The organism is Amycolatopsis methanolica 239 (assembly GCF_000739085.1).
GTDB lineage: Bacteria > Actinomycetota > Actinomycetes > Mycobacteriales > Pseudonocardiaceae > Amycolatopsis_E > Amycolatopsis_E methanolica.
The window spans coordinates 3,234,123-3,250,334 of sequence record NZ_CP009110.1 but is presented as its reverse complement, the minus strand read 5'-3'; the positions used below and the strand labels follow the sequence as shown (position 1 = coordinate 3,250,334).

Here is a 16,212-nt window from a genome sequence, read left to right as displayed (position 1 = left end):
CATGGACGCCGGAAGCGATCTCCTGGTCGCACCGATCGCGACGGTCTCGCGGCTGCTGCACCACGGTGAGCTCTCCCCCGAGGACCTCCTGGAGGCCGTGCTGGCCCGCCAGGAGGTCCTGGAACCCGAGCTCAACGCGTTCACCACGGTGCTCGCGGACCTGGCGAGGCGGCAGGCACGCGAGGCCGCCGCGGCCATCGCAGCCGGCCAGGGCGGTCCCCTGGCCGGCATCCCGGTGTCCGTCAAGGACAACTTCGACATCGCCGGGGTTCCCACGCTCGCGGGTTCGCGCGTTCTCCGCGGCACCGAGGCCGCTGTGGACTCCGCTGTCCACAGCAGACTCCGGGACGCGGGAGCGGTGGTCTTCGGGAAGACGAACATGCTCGAATTCGCCTACGGGTTCGTCCATCCCGACCACGGGCAGTGCAACAACCCGTGGGACACCGGCCGTACCGCTGGCGGGTCCAGCAGTGGATCCGCCAGCGCGGTGGCGGCAGGGATCGGGTACGCCTCGGTGGGCACGGACACCGGCGGCTCGGTCCGCGCGCCCGCGTCCTTCTGCGGGCTCGTGGGCATGAAGCCCACTTGCGACAGCATCGACCGCCGGGGTCTCGTCCCACTGTCCGCCACCCTGGACCACGTCGGACTGCTGACCAGGACGGTGGCCGACAACCGGTTGCTGCTGGCAGTGCTCACCGGGCGGCCGGTGCCTGCCGGGCCGCCGCCCCTGTGCCCGGTGGTCGGCGTGATCACCGAACTCCTCGACGCCACCCCGGACGCGCAGGTCCGCGACGCGTTCGCCAAGGCGGTGGAAGTCCTCGGGTCGACGGGCGCCCGCATCCGGGAGGTGAGCCTGCCCGGCATCACCGAGCTGTGGCGGCGGGGCGTGGAAATCCTGGGACCGGAGGCGGCGCACGCCCACCGCCACTGGCTTCCCGGGCGGGAGGCCGACTACGCCCCGCCGACCTTCGCCAACCTGATGGCCGGCCGGGCCGTACCCGCGGTGGTCTACCTGGACGCGCTGGAGGCCCGGCAGGAGTTCGGCAGGCGGGTCGACTCCGTGCTCGGCGAAGCCGACGTGCTGGCCGCGCCCACGATGCCCGGAGGTGCCACGGTCCAGGATCCCGTGCTGGACCTGGCCGGGCTGGACGCGTGTGTCCGCACCATCCCGTTCAACGTCAGCGGTCACCCCGCCCTCTGCCTGCCTGCGGGCAGCACCCTCGACGGCCTGCCGCTGGGCTGGCAGCTGATCGGGCCGAAGGGCCGTGAAGACGCGGTCTACGCCATCGCCGAACGCTACGAGACCGCCTGCGGCGGTTTCCCCACCCCGTCACTCGACATCGCCGGCCGAGCCTGAGCACCGCATCCCCCAAGGAGTCCCCATGCGATACCGCCTGCTGTTCGGCATCGCCTGCCTCGCGCTGGTCGCCGCGCCCCCGGCCGCGACGGCGACCGCGCAGGGCGCCGGTCCCGTGCTCCGCCGAGCACAGCTCGAAGTCACGCCCGCGCCGCAGGCGCGAAGCGTCACGGTCACCGAGTCGATCACCGTCGACGACATCGCCCCCGGCAGCCCGATCCGGCACCTGGTGGCCAAGTTCCCCGGCGTGGAGATCACCGGCCTGCGGGTCAGTGCCGGGCCGGCGGTCCTGCCCACCGCGACGACCACCGGTGCCGGCGCGGACACCATCAGCTTCCCCGCACCGCACGCCGGGCCGCTGTCCTACGACATCGCCTACACCGTCTCGCAGCACGGCGGTGAGCAGGTTCCGATCCTGGTGCCCGACGCCCCGACCGACGGCAGCCGGGTGGTGCGGCTGCGCTACCAAGTACCCGACGGCTATCACGTGCAGGGCGAGCCGTTCCCCGTGGTGATCGGGTCCAGCGGCATGCAACAACGGGACCTCGCCGGCGTGCCCTCGTTCCTGGCCTACCGGCTCGGCGACCAACCCTCCTCCGGCCGGGGGTTCGCCGGCTGGGCCGGCGTGCTCATCATCCTGCTCGGGGTCGCCTTCTCCGCCATCGTGATGCTCCGCGAAACGCTCGCGAGAAAGGGGTGAACAGCGTGTTCTCCCTCGGTGTGCCGTTCTTCGTCTACGTGCTGTTCTCCGTGCTGTGGGTCGTCCTCTACTTCTGCTGGGCCTACACCCGCCGCGACCGCGAAGGGAAATGACCATGCCGGGACAGTCCGTCTTCTGGGGCGTCACGATCGGCTACTTCGTCCTGCTGATCGTGATCAGCGTGTGGTCCGGGGCGAAGACCCGCACCGTCCGGGACTACCTGACCGCGAGCGGGTCGATCGGCTCCGTGGTCGGTGGCGCCTCGCTCGCCGCGACCCAGATGAGCGCGGGCACGTTCGTCGGCACGCTGGGCATTCACTACCTGACCGGGGCCAGCTTCGGCATGGTGGTGATCGGGCTGTGGGCGGGCTGGATCGTGCAGGTGCTGTTCGTGGCGCCGAAGTTCGCCCGCTTCGGCGGCAAGACGGTGCCCGAGTTCATCCGGGCGCGCTACAACTCCCGCGCGGCGAGCGTGATCTCCGCCGTGCTGATCATCGTCGCCTACACCGTCTACCTCACCGCGCAGTACCAGGCGGGCGGCCAGATCTTCCACGCGATCCTGGGCATGCCCTTCCTGTACGGGGTGCTGATCACCATCGGCGTGACCCTGCTGTTCGTCCTGATCGGCGGGATGCGGGCGACCGCGTACACCGACTACCTGCACGCGCTGCTGATGGCGGGCTGCTTCGTCGCCGCCGTGCCCGCCGTGCTCATGCAGCTCGGGCCGGACGCCATCGGCGGGATCGTGCACCAGGTGCAGCCGAGCATGACCGGCTGGTTCTACTCGTCCAACGCACTGCTCGGGCTGGGGCTGGCGTTCCTGTTCGCTCAGGCGACCACGCCCTACGAGCTCGCCCGCCTCTACACCATGAAGAACATCCGGACCGTGCGCCGGGCGGTGGGGTGGTCGTTCCTGTTCCAGGCCATCGTGTTCCTGTCCGTCTGCGTCCTGGGCATGGCGACCCGGGCGATCTTCCCGTCGCTGCCGACCCCGGACATCGCCTCGACGGTGCTCTCCGCCGACGTGCTGCCCCCGATCGTCGGCGCGCTGCTGATCATCGCGGTGCTCGGCGCGATCGCCTCCAGTGTCTCCGGAATCATGATCGTGTCGGCCTCCGCGCTGACCAACGACCTGCTCCGCGAGGTGTGGCGGCTGTCGGACCGGGCACAGCTGTGGCTCACCCGGGCCGCGGTGCTGGTGCTGGGCATCATCCCGGTCTTCCTGGCGCTGCGCCAGCTCGCGCTGGTGCAGTTCGTGGTGGCGCTCCAGGCCTCGCTGGTCGCCTCGTTCTTCTTCGCGACCGTCGTGGTCGGACTGAACTGGCGGCGTGCCACCGCCGCCGGCTCGATCGCGTCGATGTGCGCCGGCTTCGTGGTCGCGCTGGCCTGGTTCGTCGCGGGGAAGCCGGCTGGGCTCGACCCGGTGATCCCCGGGGTGTCGGTGAGCCTGGTGGTGTTCGTCGTCGTGTCACTGCGCACTCGCGGCCCCGGCGAGCAAGCGCTCACCACGTTCTTTCCCCCGCCCCGCCCGCGGGTCTCCCCCGTTCCGAGTGAGAGGTGAACCATGCGCATCGTGTACGTAGTTCCCGGCCCGATGTCCAGGACGGCACTGGGCGGCGCGGAGGTCCAGCGCCGTCAGAAAATCCTCCGGCGCTGGGCGCCCGAAGGCGCCGAGGTCACCGTGCAGGACGTCCCGTCCGGACCTGCCTCCATCGAATCCGCCTACGAGGAGTACGTGTCGGTCGAGCAGACCGCACGACTGGTCACGCGGCTGGAAGCCGACGGTGCCGACGCGATCATCCTCGGTTGCTACGGCGATCCCGGCCTGGACGCGCTCTGCGAGCTGACCGAGCGCGCGATCCTGGTCGGCCCGGGCGCGGCCTCCGCACATCTGGCCACGATGCTCGGCCACCGGTTCGGGGTGGTCACGGTCGCCGACGGGGTCGTGCACCCCATCCGCCGACTGGTCGCCGACGCCGGGCTCACCGGTTCGCTGGCGGGCATCGCCGTCGTGGACGTCCCGGTCCTCGAGCTCGGCACCGACCGGGAGGCATCCGCTCTGCGGGCGGCCGAAGCCGGCCGGACCCTCGTCGACCGCGACGGTGCCGACGTGCTGGTGCTCGGCTGCATGAGCATGGCCTTCCTGGAACTGGACGCCGATCTCCAGGCGAAGCTCGGGGTGCCGGTGGTGAACCCGGTCAAGGCCGCACTCGCCATCGCCCACGCCCGCGCACAGTTCGGCTGGCGCCACAGCAAAACCGCCTATCCGACGCCGCGGAAGCTCGCGGCCGGCGCCACGCTCGGCGATCTGGTGGTCGGCTGAGATGGGGTTGGTACTGGCGCTGTCCGGCGACACCATGATCACCCGCGGGGCGGTGGTGCGCGCCACCCCCGCCGCGGAGGCGCTGCGGACCCTCCTGCGGGAAGCGGATGTCACGTTCACCAACCTGGAGATGGTCACCGCCGACCACGCCGGGCAGCACACCTCCCACCCGCTCAACCCGACCCTCACCGCGGACGCGCGCGTGCTCGACGAACTGGCCGACATCGGGATCGACGTCGTGTCGTTCGCCAACAACCACGCGCTGAACCTGGGCGTTCCCGGCATGGCGGGCACCATCCGGGAGCTCGCCGCCCGCCGGCTCGCGCACGCGGGCGCCGGGAACTCGCTGGAGGAGGCGACGCTGCCGGCCTACGTCGACCGGCAGGCCGGCAGCGTCGCGGTGATCGCCTGCACGTCCACCTTCGGCACCGGCGACGACGCCAGCGGCCCGGCCGACCTGATGCCGCCCCGGCCGGGGCTCAACCCGTTGCGCTTCCACACCCGGCTGCGCGTACCGCCCGGGCAGCTCACCGCGCTCCGGGCGGCACACCGCGATCTCGGCCTCGACGAACAGCTGAAGTACGTGGTGGACATGGGATTCCTGCCACCGTTGCCGGACGAGCGGGACGAGCGGCTGTTCGGGCAGGTCTTCCGGGCGGCGGATGAACCGGCCGTGGAGACCTGGTGCGATTCCCGGAACCTGGAACGCATCCAGCGGTGGGTGGCCGAGGCCGCCGAGCGGGCCGACGTCGTGGTGGTCAGCGTGCACGGGCACGAGCAGGGCCGGGCGCTGACCGAGCCGGCGGCCTTCCAGCGCGAGTTCGCGCACGCCGTCATCGACAGCGGTGCCGACGTGGTCGCCGGCCACGGGCCGCACCGGTTGCGGGGCATCGAGTTCTACCGCGGGCGCCCGATCTTCTACGGCCTGGGCAACTTCGTGGACCAGATCCACCTGCAGGACCGGCTGACCCCGCACTCCTACGACGTGTTCGGGGCCGCTCCCGGCTCGCCCGGCGCGCGGCGCGCGGTGACCTCCCCCGGTTTCCCGGCGCACCCCGAGTACGCCCGGTCGGTCGTGGCGACCCTGACGTTCGAGGACGGTGACCTCACCGGCGTCGAGCTGTGGCCGATCTCCCTCGGCCGTGACCGGCCCGCGGCCCGCCGGGGCACACCCGAACTCGCGAGCGGCGCGGAATCCGCCGCGATCGGCGCGGAGCTGACGGAACTGTCCAAGCCCTACGGCACCCGTCTGCGGCCCAGGGGCGAGTGGTTCACCGTGCACGCCGCAGCGGATCACGACCTGCGGTAGACCCGGCCGGCCCGGCTCGGGCGGTACCTCCCCTGATCGACGACCGCGGTTCCGTTGACGAGCACGTACTCGAGGCCCCTCGGCGCGGACGTCGTGTCGAGGTAGGTGGTGGTGTCCTCGATCTCGGCGAGGTCGAAGACCACCACGTCGGCGGCGCAGCCGGCGCGCAGCCGCCCAGCATCGGAGAGACCGATGCGGTCGGCGGCCAGCCCGGTCATCTGGTACACCGCCTGTTCGAGGGAGAGCAGGCCCTCGTCGCGAACGAAGTGCCCGAGCATGCGGGGATAGGCACCCATCGCGCCACGGTTGGGCTTGCCCTCACCCGTCACGATCGCGTCGGTTTCCAGCGCCGTGTACGGCAGGCGTAGAACCTCCCGCAGGGGCGCGTCCGAGCGCATGCTGCCGGCCGAGCCGACCACCAGCATCATCGTCTCGCCCCGGTCGGCGACGACGAGGTCCATGGTGGCGTCGAAGGGGTCCTTGCCGATGGCGGCCGCGAACCCGGCCAGAGACATCCCCTCGAAGTCCTTGAACCGGTCCGACCCGATGGTCAGCAGCAGGATGTTGTCGTAGCCGAGGGACGCGATCATGTTGTCGGTCCAGCCGCCCGCGCCGGTCGGCCACTGCGGCCGTTCGTGCTCGATGGCACGCCGGATCTGGCAGCGGGTACCGGTGTCGGCGAGGCGTTCGACGACCGCGTCCATCCCGCCTTCGAGGGCCCACGGCGGCAGGAGCGCGGAGAGGGTGGTGTTGCCGGCGATGTAGGCCTGACAGTCGGTGGCGATGTCGACACCGCGCGACCGGGCCGACTCGAGCGTGTCGATCGCGCGGCCGATCCGCGGCCAGTTCGCTTCGCCGAGCGCACACAGGTGGGAGAACTGGGTCCGCACCTCGCCGTGGGCCGCGACGTCGACCACCTCGGACACCGCGTCCACCAGCGTCTCGGACAAACCCCTGCTGTGGCAGGTGAACAGGCCATCGCGACGGCCGACCGACGTCGCGAGGCGGGTTATCTCCGCCGTGCCGGCGTACATCCCCGGCGCGTATGCCAGCCCGGCCGACATGCCGTACACACCGGCGTCCAGGGCCTCGTCGAGCAGTGCGACCATCCGCCTGAGTTCGGCGGCGTCCGGTTCACGTTTCGCGAAACCCATGGTGGCGATTCGCAGCGCTCCGTGCGCGGCGAGCGGGACGACGTTCAGCGCCACGCCCTGGTCGGTCAGGGTGTCGAGGTAGGCGCCCATCGTGGGCCAGTCGGTGACCGAACGCCGCGACCGCAGGAAGGACGTGTAGTCCCTCATCTCGGCCCCGAACTCCGGGTTCGCCGGGGCGGGCGCGAAACCGCAGTTCCCGGTGACGAGCGTGGTGATGCCCTGGCGCAGGAAGCAGCCGAGGATGTCCTCGTGCGCCGGGTCGGCGAGCACGAAGTCGGAGTGGCTGTGGATGTCGAGGAAACCGGGCGAGACGACCTTGCCCGTGGCGTCGATCTCGCGGCGCGCCGAAACCCCTTCGGGCAGCACGCCGACGTAGGCGACGCGCCCTCCCGCGATGCCGACGTCGGCGGTGAAGGCAGGCGCACCCGTCCCGTCGACGACGAGCCCGTTGCGGATGAGGAGATCTAGTTGCATGTCTGGTACCTATCGACGTGATCTTGGGTGAGGTCCACCGCGCTGAACGTGCCCGCGGCCTCCATCGCCAGGTAGACCGCACCGACGACGGGGGGCGCCTCCGGCCGGTGCCAGGGCGTCAGCAGCGCCGGGTCGGCGCAATGCCGCCGCACCCGCCCGGCGAAGTACTCGTCGCCCGAGACCCCGCCGGCGAGCGAGAACGGAATCTCGCGCTCCTCGTTCCCCCGCACCGTCCGCGCGGCCGCCGCGACCATCCCGGCCAGCGACCGCGCCACCCCATCCACTACCGACACCGCGACCTCGTCGCCCTCCCCGGCTTGCCCCAGCACGAGGGGCGCCAGCGCCGCCACGTGCGAGGGCTGCATGTGGAAATGCACGTGATCGATGATGGATTCGGTCCGGCTCAGCCCGAGGTGGTTCAGGACGGGCTCTCGCAGCGAAGTCGCCGGGCCCATGCCGTCCTGATGCCGCAACAGCGCGAGCAGCGCCCGCCGCCCCATGTCGTAGCCACTTCCTTCGTCACCGAGTGCGGCGCCCCAGCCGCCTGCCCGCGCCTGGCGCCCGTCGTGCCGGGCGAAGGCCACCGCTCCGGTGCCGCAGATCGCGACCACCCCGGACTCCCCCGCCCCGAACGCGCCCTTCCACGCGGCGACCGCGTCGTTCTCCAGCCGCCACACGACTTCCGGCGCGAGGTCGCGCAGCACCGCGGCGAAGGTGCGGGCGGTCTCCTCGGTGTCGAGGCCCGCGGTGCAGACGGCCGCGTGAACCGGGCCGTCCGCGGACCCGGCTCCCGCCAGCGTCCGACGGACGAGGGTGACAGCGCGCTGAGCCGCCTCCGGGATCCCGTGGCGGTGCACGTTGGAGCCGGGGCCGCCGCCACGGGCGAGCACCTTTCCCGCGGTGTCCACTGCGACGCAGCGCGACGAGGTGCCGCCGACATCGATTCCGACGAAGATCACGCGAGCAGCCGCCGGATGTCGTGGGTGATTTCCGCGTGCACTGCGGCGGCCGCCCCGCGAAGGGTTCCGTCCGCTCCCAGCTTCGAGGCGACCACCGCCGGCGGGTGCGGCAGCACCTCGGCGAGCCGCTGGTGCAGTTCGCGAGGCAGGTCCTCGCCGTGCCGCAGGAGCTCCTCCCCCAGGACGATGACCGCGACGTCCAGCACCGCCGCCACCGCGACGCAGGCGAACGACAGCAGTTTCACGATGTCCGGCCCGCCCCCGCCGGCCGCCTGCTCGTCGAGTGAGTCGAACAAGGTGGATTCCAGCGCGCCGAAGTCCCTGGTGCCCCGCGTGCCGGGCATCACCGGCAGGTAGCCGATCTCGCCCGCCGCGAAGTGCACACCCCGGTGCAGCGCGCCGCCCAGAATCACTCCCGCGCCGAGGCCGCCCCGCAGGCCCAGCATCACCAGGTCCGAGACGCGCTCGTCGGCGAAGGCGTGTTCCCCCAGCGAGGCCAGGTTCAGGTCGTTGTCCACCACGATCACCGCGGCGCCCGCCGGCCGGAGATCATCGCGCAGCCGTACGTCGCGCCAGCCGAGACTGGGCGCCCATTCGATGGTGCCGGTGACGGGATCGGTGACACCGGGGACGGCCACCCCGATCCCCACGAGCCCGTCGAGGGACGCCGCGTAACTGGTGACCCAGCGGACGAAGGCCTGCGACGAGCGCAGCGCCGACTTCGGAAGGTCGGCGGCGGATCCGCCGACGATGTCGCCGCGGAGGTCGACGAGCGCGCGCCGCGGTGGGGTCGAGCTCAGGTCCACCGCCAGCACGAGCCGCGCGTCCGCCTTGAGCTCGTACAGGTCACCGCGGCGGCCACCGGTCGCCGGTCCGGAGCCGGCGGTGGTGACCAGGCCCGCTTCGAGCAGCGTGGTCACCATCGCCGACACGGTCGGCGAGCTGAGCCCGGTCTCCCGCGCGATGCGCGCGCGGGTGACGGACCCGTGCCGCCGCAGCGTGTCCACGACAGCCGCCAGGTTGACGTCCCGGATGTCACCTCGGTCCGCCGTGCGAATGTCAGACATAGGTAGGTAGCCGATTTCCCATCTGGTCGAACACACCGAGCAGCCGGGGCTCGCCCGCGGCACCGCCGACGACCGCGATGTTCGCCCGCGTGACGAAGGACTGCATGCGGAATCCCATCACAACCGTCGCGCCCACGGGAACGGTCCGCGGCGTGCCGCTGAGGAAACCGTAGTAGTCGATGCCGCCGAACCCGCCGGTCTCGCCCGCTCCCGCGCCGAAGAACTCCTCGCGGTGCTCGGCGAGCTCGCCCGCGGTGCGACCGACCATCGCCTTGCGGCGGAAGCCCGGATCGAGCCAGACCGGGTCGTCGACGAAGAACCCACCGCCGTAGACGTAGGCGCGGTCGCCCACGTGGTGCGCCACCTCGGTGACATAGCAGGCGGCCGGGATCTCGGGCAGGTCCTGCTTGAGGTGGAACGGTGTGGTACCGAGGAAGCCGTGACCCGGCTCCACGTGGGTGGCGCCGAGCCTCGCCTGGGTGGCGAGCGTGTACGCGGACGTGTTGCCCGGCGCGTTCACCTGGCGCACCTCGACGCCGATGCCGGTCAGGATGTCGCGAGCCGTCAGCAGGGTGTCGAAGTTGCCGGTGGGGCGGGGCTCCGCGGCCTCGGAGTAGGCCAGCGCGGGGAAGGTCGTGACACCGTCGATCCGCACGCCGGGCAGCGCGGCGATGGCGCGGGCGGTCGCCTCCAGCTCGGCGAGCAGGATGCCGCCGTCCATCCCGGGGAGGTAGGTGTCGCGGTCCGGATCGGCGACCCGCAGCAGCAGTCCCTGGACGCGCCCCTGGCGGGCGGCCTCCTCGGCGATCTGAGCCGCCTTGTCGAGGCTGAAGACCGAGATGACCTCCGGTTCCAGTCCGACGATCCGCGGGATGTCGATGCTGGGAACCTGGACCAGGTTGCCGATGTGCCCGAGCCCGAAACCGTTGCCGGTCAGCGCGTTGGCGTCGGCGATGTCGACGGCCACGGTCTCCCGGCCGCCTTCGCCGGTCAGCGCGGCCGTCACCAGCGGGTTGCGGCCGATCTGCTTGGTCATGAAGTACAGGCTCAGGCCGAGGCGCTCCGCCTCGGCGCGGATCGCCGCCCCGTTCGCGGCGATCGCGTCGACGTCGAGGACGAAGGTGTTCGGCGGGATCCGCCGCCGCAGGGCCAGGTCACCGGCGGCGCGCAGCAGGCCGGGGTTGCGTCGTTCGAGCAGCTCAAGGAACACGGGCGATCTCCCCGTCCAGGTCGATGTCGAGTCGGGCGCCGTCGGCGCCGAAGGCCAGGGCTCGCCGCCAGTCGACGGCCACCTCGACCGGCGTGTCGACGGCGAGGGCGTTCTCCTCACCGCTCACCGCGACGATTTCGTCACCGTGCGGGGTGCGCACGGTGTACTTCAGCTGGCCGCCGAAGACCTCCCGGGTGTAGATCCGCAGCTCGGACCCGTCGGCAGGACGCAGCGTCACGTGCTCGGGGGCGATCCCGAGATCGAACTCCTCGGGCAGCCCGGAGCGTGGCGCGGAGAGGACGACATCACCGCCGAAGGCTTCGAGGATGCCGCCGCCGCGGTGCCGCACGCCGACCAGGTTGAACGGCTGCACGCTGACGAAGTCGGCCAGCCACGCGGACGTCGGGCGCCGGTACAGCTCGAGCGGCTCGGAGACCTGGACCAGCCTGCCGTCACGCATCACCGCGACCCGGTCCGCGATCCCCATCGCCTCTTCCTGGTCGTGCGTGATGAACACGGTCGTCGTGCCGAACTCCTTGTGCAGCTTGACGAGTTCGGTGCGCAGCTGGCGGCGCAGCTGGGCGTCCACCGCCGAGAACGGCTCGTCCATGAGCAGCAGCGCCGGCCGGGACACGAGCGCCTTGGCGATCGCGGCGCGCTGGCGTTCGCCGCCGGACACCTCGTGTGGTTTGCGGTCGAGCAGGTGCGCGATCCGCAGCCAGCCCGCGACCTCGTCGATGCGGGCCGTGATCTCGGCCTCCGCGACCTTCTGCAGCCGCAACGCGAAGCCGATGCTCCGCCGCAGGGAGAGGTGCGGGTACAGCATCGAGGACTGGAACACGACGGCGACGTTGCGGCGTTCGGCGGGCACGTCGGTGACGTCGTCCTCGCCGAAGCGCAAGCGCCCCGAATCGGTGGTCTCCAGTCCCGCGAGGACGCTGAGGAGCGTGGTCTTCCCGCTGCCCGAAGGACCGAGAATGGCCAGCATCTCCCCCGCCTCGATGTCGAGGCTGACGTTGTCGAGGGCCTTGCGCGGTGACTTGCCGTACCGCTTGGTGACCGCGTCGACGACGACGCGCACCTGGGGTGTTTCTGTGTGCATGGGAACGTCCATCTCTAAAGACCGACCAGGTTGACCTTGCGGATATACCGCTGGAAGATCGCCGCGACCACGAGCGGCGGGATGAGACCGAGCACGGTGGCGGCCGCGACGTCGGTCGGGACCGACACCTGGAAGAACATGCTCGACAGCGCCGCCGGGAACGTCTGCGCGGGCGTCCCGGTGTTGAAGATCAGCGCGAAGGTGAACTCGTCCCACGAGGTCAGGAACGCGATCACCGCCATCGCGGTCATGGCCGGACGCGAAGCAGGCACCACGATGCGCCAGAACGCCTGCCAGCGGGAGCATCCGTCCACCTGCGCGATCCGCTCGAGCCCCGGCGGCAGTCCACCGAAGAAGCTCGTACCGATCCACACGAGCAGGGGCACCGTGATCGTCAGGTGGGCGACCACCAGCCCGGTTTTCGTGCCGGCGAGGTTCAGCGTCTGGTACAGCGTGAAGAAGGGCACGGTCGTGGCGACCGGCGGGATGGCCCGGGTGGCCACGACGGTGAGCAGGCCTGCCTTGCGGAAGCGCATCTGCACGCGGGACAGCGCATAGGCCGCCGGCACCGCGACGAGCATGCTGAGCACCGTCACCCACACGGCGACCTCGGCGCTGTTGAGCAGGCCCGCGCGGATCAACGGCCCGTAGGCGTTGGGCTCCATGCGCGAACCGTCCCAGTTCGCCGCGGATCCGCCGAGCAGGCGGACGTAGTTCGCGAGCGTCGGCTGGTCGGGCAGGAGGTGGATGTCGGCGGAGCCGAATTCGTGGTGGTACATCAGGGAGATGACGAGGATCCACGCCAGTGGCGCGACCGACCACACGAACGCGATCAGCGCCAGTAGGTGGATGATCACCTTACGGCGGAGCGTCATGTCAGCTCGCCTCCTTCTCGCGCCGCGATGACGACATGGCCACCGCGTAGTAGCCGGCCGTGACCACGGTGAGGACCACCAGCAGCACCCACGAGGTGGCGGCGCCGGTACCGAAGCTCTGGTCCTGGAACGTCTGCTGGTAGATGTCGTAGGTCAGCGTCCGCGACGCCGAGCCCGGCCCGCCCGAGGTGAGGAAGTAGATGAGGTCGAACGCCGTCGCGGCCTGACCGCCCACCAGCACCAGGAAGATCGACAGCGGCAGCCGGATGTAGGGCAGGGTGATCGCGGTGAACCGCCGCAGGATCCCCATGCCGTCGACCTTGCCGAGCTTGTACAGGTCCTCCGGGATCACCTGCAGGCTCGCGAGCAGGAAGTAGGCACCCAGCGGGGCGAACTGCCACGCGTGCACGACCGCGAGCGAGGGGATCACCGAGTTCTGGGACAGGAAGTCCACCGGGGACAGTCCGAACTTCTCGAAGATCCCGGCCAGCAGGCCGTACTGCGGGCTGAAGACGTAGCGCCAGACGACACCGGCCGCGTACGTCGACAACGACCACGGGAGCACGATGACGGCCATCAGCACGGGCCGGCCGATGAACTTCTCCCGCAGCAGCAGTGCCATGCCCAGGGAAATCCCGGCCGCGAGCACCGTCACGCAGACGACGTAGTAGAGCGTCAGCCAGGTCGAGTGCCAGAACGCCGGGTCGGTGAACACGTTGTGGAAGTTCTTCAGGCCGACGAAGGTCTGACTGCCGGTGATCGGGTTCGTGCGCACGAAGCTCAGGTAGAGCGAGTACGCCACCGGGTACACGACGATCGCCAGCACCAGCACCAGTACCGGCGCGACGAGCAGGAAGCCGAAGCGGGTCGGGCTCAGCCGTGAGCTGAACGGGATGCGGGCCGACGCGGCACCACGCGCCTTCGGCGGCCGGGCCGGAGCAGTCGGATCAGTGACCGTAGACATCGATCAGGCTCTCCGCTTTCGTCCGCAGGTTCTTCACGACCGTTTCGGCGTCTTCGTCGCCGTTGACCGCCTTCGGTAGTTCGTGGGAGGCGTAGTTCATCCAGGTCGGCCCCCACGTCGTGTGGAACAGACTCGTCGCGGCCTGCGGCTTGGCGAGGTAGTCCTGCAGCACGGGCCAGTTGGTCTCCGGGTCCGGCAGCCACCGGGCGACCGCCTCCGCGACCTCCGGGCTGTTGTTGACCTCGGCGTAGCCCTGGGTCATGTAGTAGTTCTTCGCCCAGGCCGTCGGCACGTCGAAGCGGCCGGTGCGCCGGTCCCGGTAGCCGAAGTGCTGCGCGAGGTCGTACGTCTGCGCGAGGACGTCGTCGCTCTGGCCGTGATCACCGATCAGGTACGCGCCGACGTGCAGCATGCCCCAGTTCTGCCCCTGCTGCGGAACAGGCACGATCTTGCCCGCCACCCGGGACGTCTTCGGGTCGGCGAAGGTCTTCAGGTCGTACTGCAGCTGGGGCGAGTAGGCGATGCCGCCCTTGGCGAACGTCTCGGTCCAGTCGGATTCCTGGAACGTCAGCACGCCCTTGGGCACCAGGCCTTCGCTGTACAGGCTGCGCCACTGCTTCAGCATGTCGACCACGGCGGAGTGCTCGTCGAACACCGGATGGCCGTCGTCGGCGAAGAGCGGGATGCTCCGGTTGAGCGCTTCCTGGATGAAGCCGAACGGAATTCCGTACCACGGCGCCGACCAGAACGACGGCAGGTACGGCGTGTCGCTCGCGCCGCGCCGCTTGATCAAGCGGACCTGGGCGTACAGCTCGTCGTAGGTCGTCGGGTACTGACCTTCGAGATTCGCCCTGCGCAGCACGTCGGTGTTGGCGAACAGCGCGCCGTTGACGAAGGCGAAGTACGGCAGGCCGATCAGGCTTCCGTTGACGGTCAGCGCGTCGCGCACGGCGGGCAGCATTTCCCGTTTCGCGTCCGCCCTGGCCCAGAACCGCTCGAAGTCGCGGATCCAGCCGGCCTCGTAGTAGGCCTGGGGCATGTGCCACAGGCTGTAGACCATGTCGAGCGGGGTGCTCTGCCTGAGCAGGTTCGTCATCAGGGACGGGTAGTCGCCCGCGATCACCCCGAGGTCGACGGTGGTTCCGTAGGTCCGCTCGAAGTCCTCGACGACGCCGCCGACGAAGTCGGGGTAGGCGCCCCAGATGCGCATGTTCAGGTTCGCACCGCCGGCGGCCGGGGCGGACAGCGGCGGCCCGCCACGCGGTGTGCGCGCCTGGCTCCCCGCGCAGGCGGACAGAGCCGGCCCCGCGCCGAAGGCCAGCGCGGTCAGCCCGGCGGCCCGCAGGAGCCGTCGTCGTGAGAGTGGGGACATGGGGACCTTTCTTCGGAAACTTTCCTAAGGTTTACTCATAGAGCTGATCAGTGTCAACAGGCGCCTCACTTCGGGGTGCCGGGAGAGGACGACGAACGTGACCCAGACCTTCGGCAAGGTCCGGCCGAGCAGCGCCGGGACGACGATGTGGACCGAGATCGCGGAGCAGCCCGAGGTGTGGCGGCGCGGTCTCGCCGAACGCGGCCGCATCGAGCCCGTCACCACGGCCGTGCGCCGGGCGGCACCGCGGTTCGTGCTCTTCGCCGCTCGGGGGACGTCCGACCACGCGGCCCTCTACGCCAAGTACCTGTTCGAGGTGGTCCACCAGCTGCCGGCCGGGCTGATCTCACCCTCGACGGTGACCGCCTACGGCACGAGCCCGGACCTGCGCGATGTCCTGGTGGTCGCGGTCAGCCAGTCCGGCCGGTCGCCGGATCTCGTCCAGACCGTCGAGACGAGCAGGCGCCGCGGCGCGCTGACGCTGGCGGTGACCAACGACACCCAGTCCCCCCTGGCACAGGCCGCGGAGCTGCACATCGACATCCTCGCCGGGCCGGAGCGCGCTGTGGCGGCGACCAAGTCCTACACCGCCCAGCTGCTGAGCCTGTACCTGCTCGTCGACCAGCTGCGCGGCGGTGACGGTGAAGCGGCCGCGGCGTTGCCCGGTGCGGGCGACCGGCTGCTGGCACTGGAGGACGGCGTACGGGAGAGCGCCGAAGGACACCGCGGCACGACGAACTTCGTGGTGACCGGACGGGGTTACTCCAGCGCGACCGCGCACGAGGCGGCGCTGAAGCTCATGGAGACCTCGTACCTGCCGGCCCAGGCGTTCTCCGGCGCCGACCTGCTGCACGGCCCCATCGCGATGGTCGACCGCGGCGCGAAGGTCCTCGTGATCGCCGCCGAAGGCGTCGGCGCCCGGGCGATGCGCGAGGCGATCACGAGGATCCGCAACCTGGGCGCCGAGGCGTGGTACGTCGGCAGCGCCGAGACCGTCCCCGGCTCGAGCGCGGGCATCGTGCTTCCGGGCGGTCTGTCCGAAGAGGTCTCCCCGATCGCCGAAATCCTGCCGTTCCAGCATTTCGCACTGCACCTCGCCCTCGCGCGCGGCAACAACCCCGACTCGCCCCGCGGACTCTCCAAGGTCACCGAAACGCGGTGAGACACAGCCGCGGCGCCGAGCTGCTGCCACCGGGGAGTGCTGCACCGGCATCCGATGGCCGGGCAACCCGGTTTCCACTCCGCGGTCCTCGCCGCGAGACCCGGAACGGCGTCGTCCACATACGACAGTCTTGTAGCCCTGTTGAACAATCCGTAAGCTCCACAAAACGGGGTGGCCGAACGTG

General features: G+C 70.7%; 14 protein-coding genes. 6 read left to right on the top strand and 8 right to left on the bottom strand.

The genetic code is table 11. The annotated features are described in order from the left end of the window. Position 1: 1 nt before the first annotated feature. From AMETH_RS15650 to AMETH_RS15630, 5 genes are all read left to right on the top strand, one after another. Positions 2-1,357, top strand: a complete 1,356-nt coding sequence (locus AMETH_RS15650) for an amidase (RefSeq protein ID WP_017987814.1) — start codon at positions 2-4, stop codon at positions 1,355-1,357. Positions 1,358-1,382: 25 nt separating this feature from the next. Then, positions 1,383-2,057 (top strand): hypothetical protein, encoded by a 675-nt coding sequence (locus AMETH_RS15645; protein WP_017987813.1) that lies wholly within the window; start codon positions 1,383-1,385, stop codon positions 2,055-2,057. Positions 2,058-2,172: 115 nt separating this feature from the next. Further along, positions 2,173-3,618, top strand: coding sequence for a sodium:solute symporter family protein (locus AMETH_RS15640; protein ID WP_038532149.1), 1,446 nt, complete (start codon positions 2,173-2,175; stop codon positions 3,616-3,618). A 3-nt stretch (positions 3,619-3,621) separates the two neighbouring features. Further along, positions 3,622-4,380, top strand: coding sequence for an aspartate/glutamate racemase family protein (locus AMETH_RS15635; protein ID WP_020486780.1), 759 nt, complete (start codon positions 3,622-3,624; stop codon positions 4,378-4,380). A 1-nt stretch (position 4,381) separates the two neighbouring features. Then, complete coding sequence (locus AMETH_RS15630) at positions 4,382-5,689, top strand: CapA family protein (protein ID WP_017987809.1); 1,308 nt, start codon at positions 4,382-4,384, stop codon at positions 5,687-5,689. Here AMETH_RS15630 and AMETH_RS15625 read toward each other — a convergent pair. Genes AMETH_RS15625 through AMETH_RS15590 form a run of 8 tightly spaced genes read right to left on the bottom strand, consistent with a single transcriptional unit; the run spans position 5,674 to position 14,866 of the window. Next, complete coding sequence (locus AMETH_RS15625; protein WP_017987808.1) at positions 5,674-7,317, bottom strand: N-acyl-D-amino-acid deacylase family protein; 1,644 nt, start codon at positions 7,315-7,317, stop codon at positions 5,674-5,676. The two genes, AMETH_RS15630 and AMETH_RS15625, sit on opposite strands and share 16 nt — an antisense overlap. After that, positions 7,308-8,276 carry an N-acetylglucosamine kinase gene (locus AMETH_RS35775; RefSeq protein WP_051962081.1) on the bottom strand — a complete coding sequence of 323 codons (969 nt, stop codon included), beginning with the start codon at positions 8,274-8,276 and terminating at the stop codon, positions 7,308-7,310. The genes AMETH_RS15625 and AMETH_RS35775 overlap by 10 nt, the downstream gene beginning before the upstream one ends. Beyond that, a complete protein-coding gene (locus AMETH_RS15615; RefSeq protein ID WP_081924791.1) occupies positions 8,273-9,343 on the bottom strand; it encodes an ROK family transcriptional regulator in 1,071 nt (356 codons plus the stop codon). The genes AMETH_RS35775 and AMETH_RS15615 overlap by 4 nt, the downstream gene beginning before the upstream one ends. Continuing rightward, entirely contained in the window at positions 9,336-10,553 is a 1,218-nt protein-coding gene (locus tag AMETH_RS15610; protein WP_017988205.1) for an alanine racemase, read from the bottom strand. The genes AMETH_RS15615 and AMETH_RS15610 overlap by 8 nt, the downstream gene beginning before the upstream one ends. Continuing rightward, complete coding sequence (locus AMETH_RS15605) at positions 10,543-11,655, bottom strand: ABC transporter ATP-binding protein (protein ID WP_167345522.1); 1,113 nt, start codon at positions 11,653-11,655, stop codon at positions 10,543-10,545. Before AMETH_RS15605 ends, AMETH_RS15610 begins: the two co-directional genes overlap by 11 nt. A 14-nt stretch (positions 11,656-11,669) precedes the next feature. Beyond that, positions 11,670-12,530, bottom strand: coding sequence for a carbohydrate ABC transporter permease (locus AMETH_RS15600; RefSeq protein WP_017988203.1), 861 nt, complete (start codon positions 12,528-12,530; stop codon positions 11,670-11,672). Between the two features lies 1 nt (position 12,531). Further along, positions 12,532-13,494, bottom strand: coding sequence for a carbohydrate ABC transporter permease (locus AMETH_RS15595; protein WP_017988202.1), 963 nt, complete (start codon positions 13,492-13,494; stop codon positions 12,532-12,534). After that, positions 13,478-14,866: an ABC transporter substrate-binding protein gene (locus AMETH_RS15590; protein ID WP_017988201.1), complete on the bottom strand. Its 1,389-nt coding sequence runs from the start codon at positions 14,864-14,866 to the stop codon at positions 13,478-13,480. The genes AMETH_RS15595 and AMETH_RS15590 overlap by 17 nt, the downstream gene beginning before the upstream one ends. 145 nt (positions 14,867-15,011) lie before the next feature. Here AMETH_RS15590 and AMETH_RS15585 point away from each other — a divergent pair, with 145 nt between their 5' ends. Next, positions 15,012-16,028: an SIS domain-containing protein gene (locus AMETH_RS15585; protein ID WP_051079606.1), complete on the top strand. Its 1,017-nt coding sequence runs from the start codon at positions 15,012-15,014 to the stop codon at positions 16,026-16,028. Positions 16,029-16,212 lie beyond the last annotated feature (184 nt).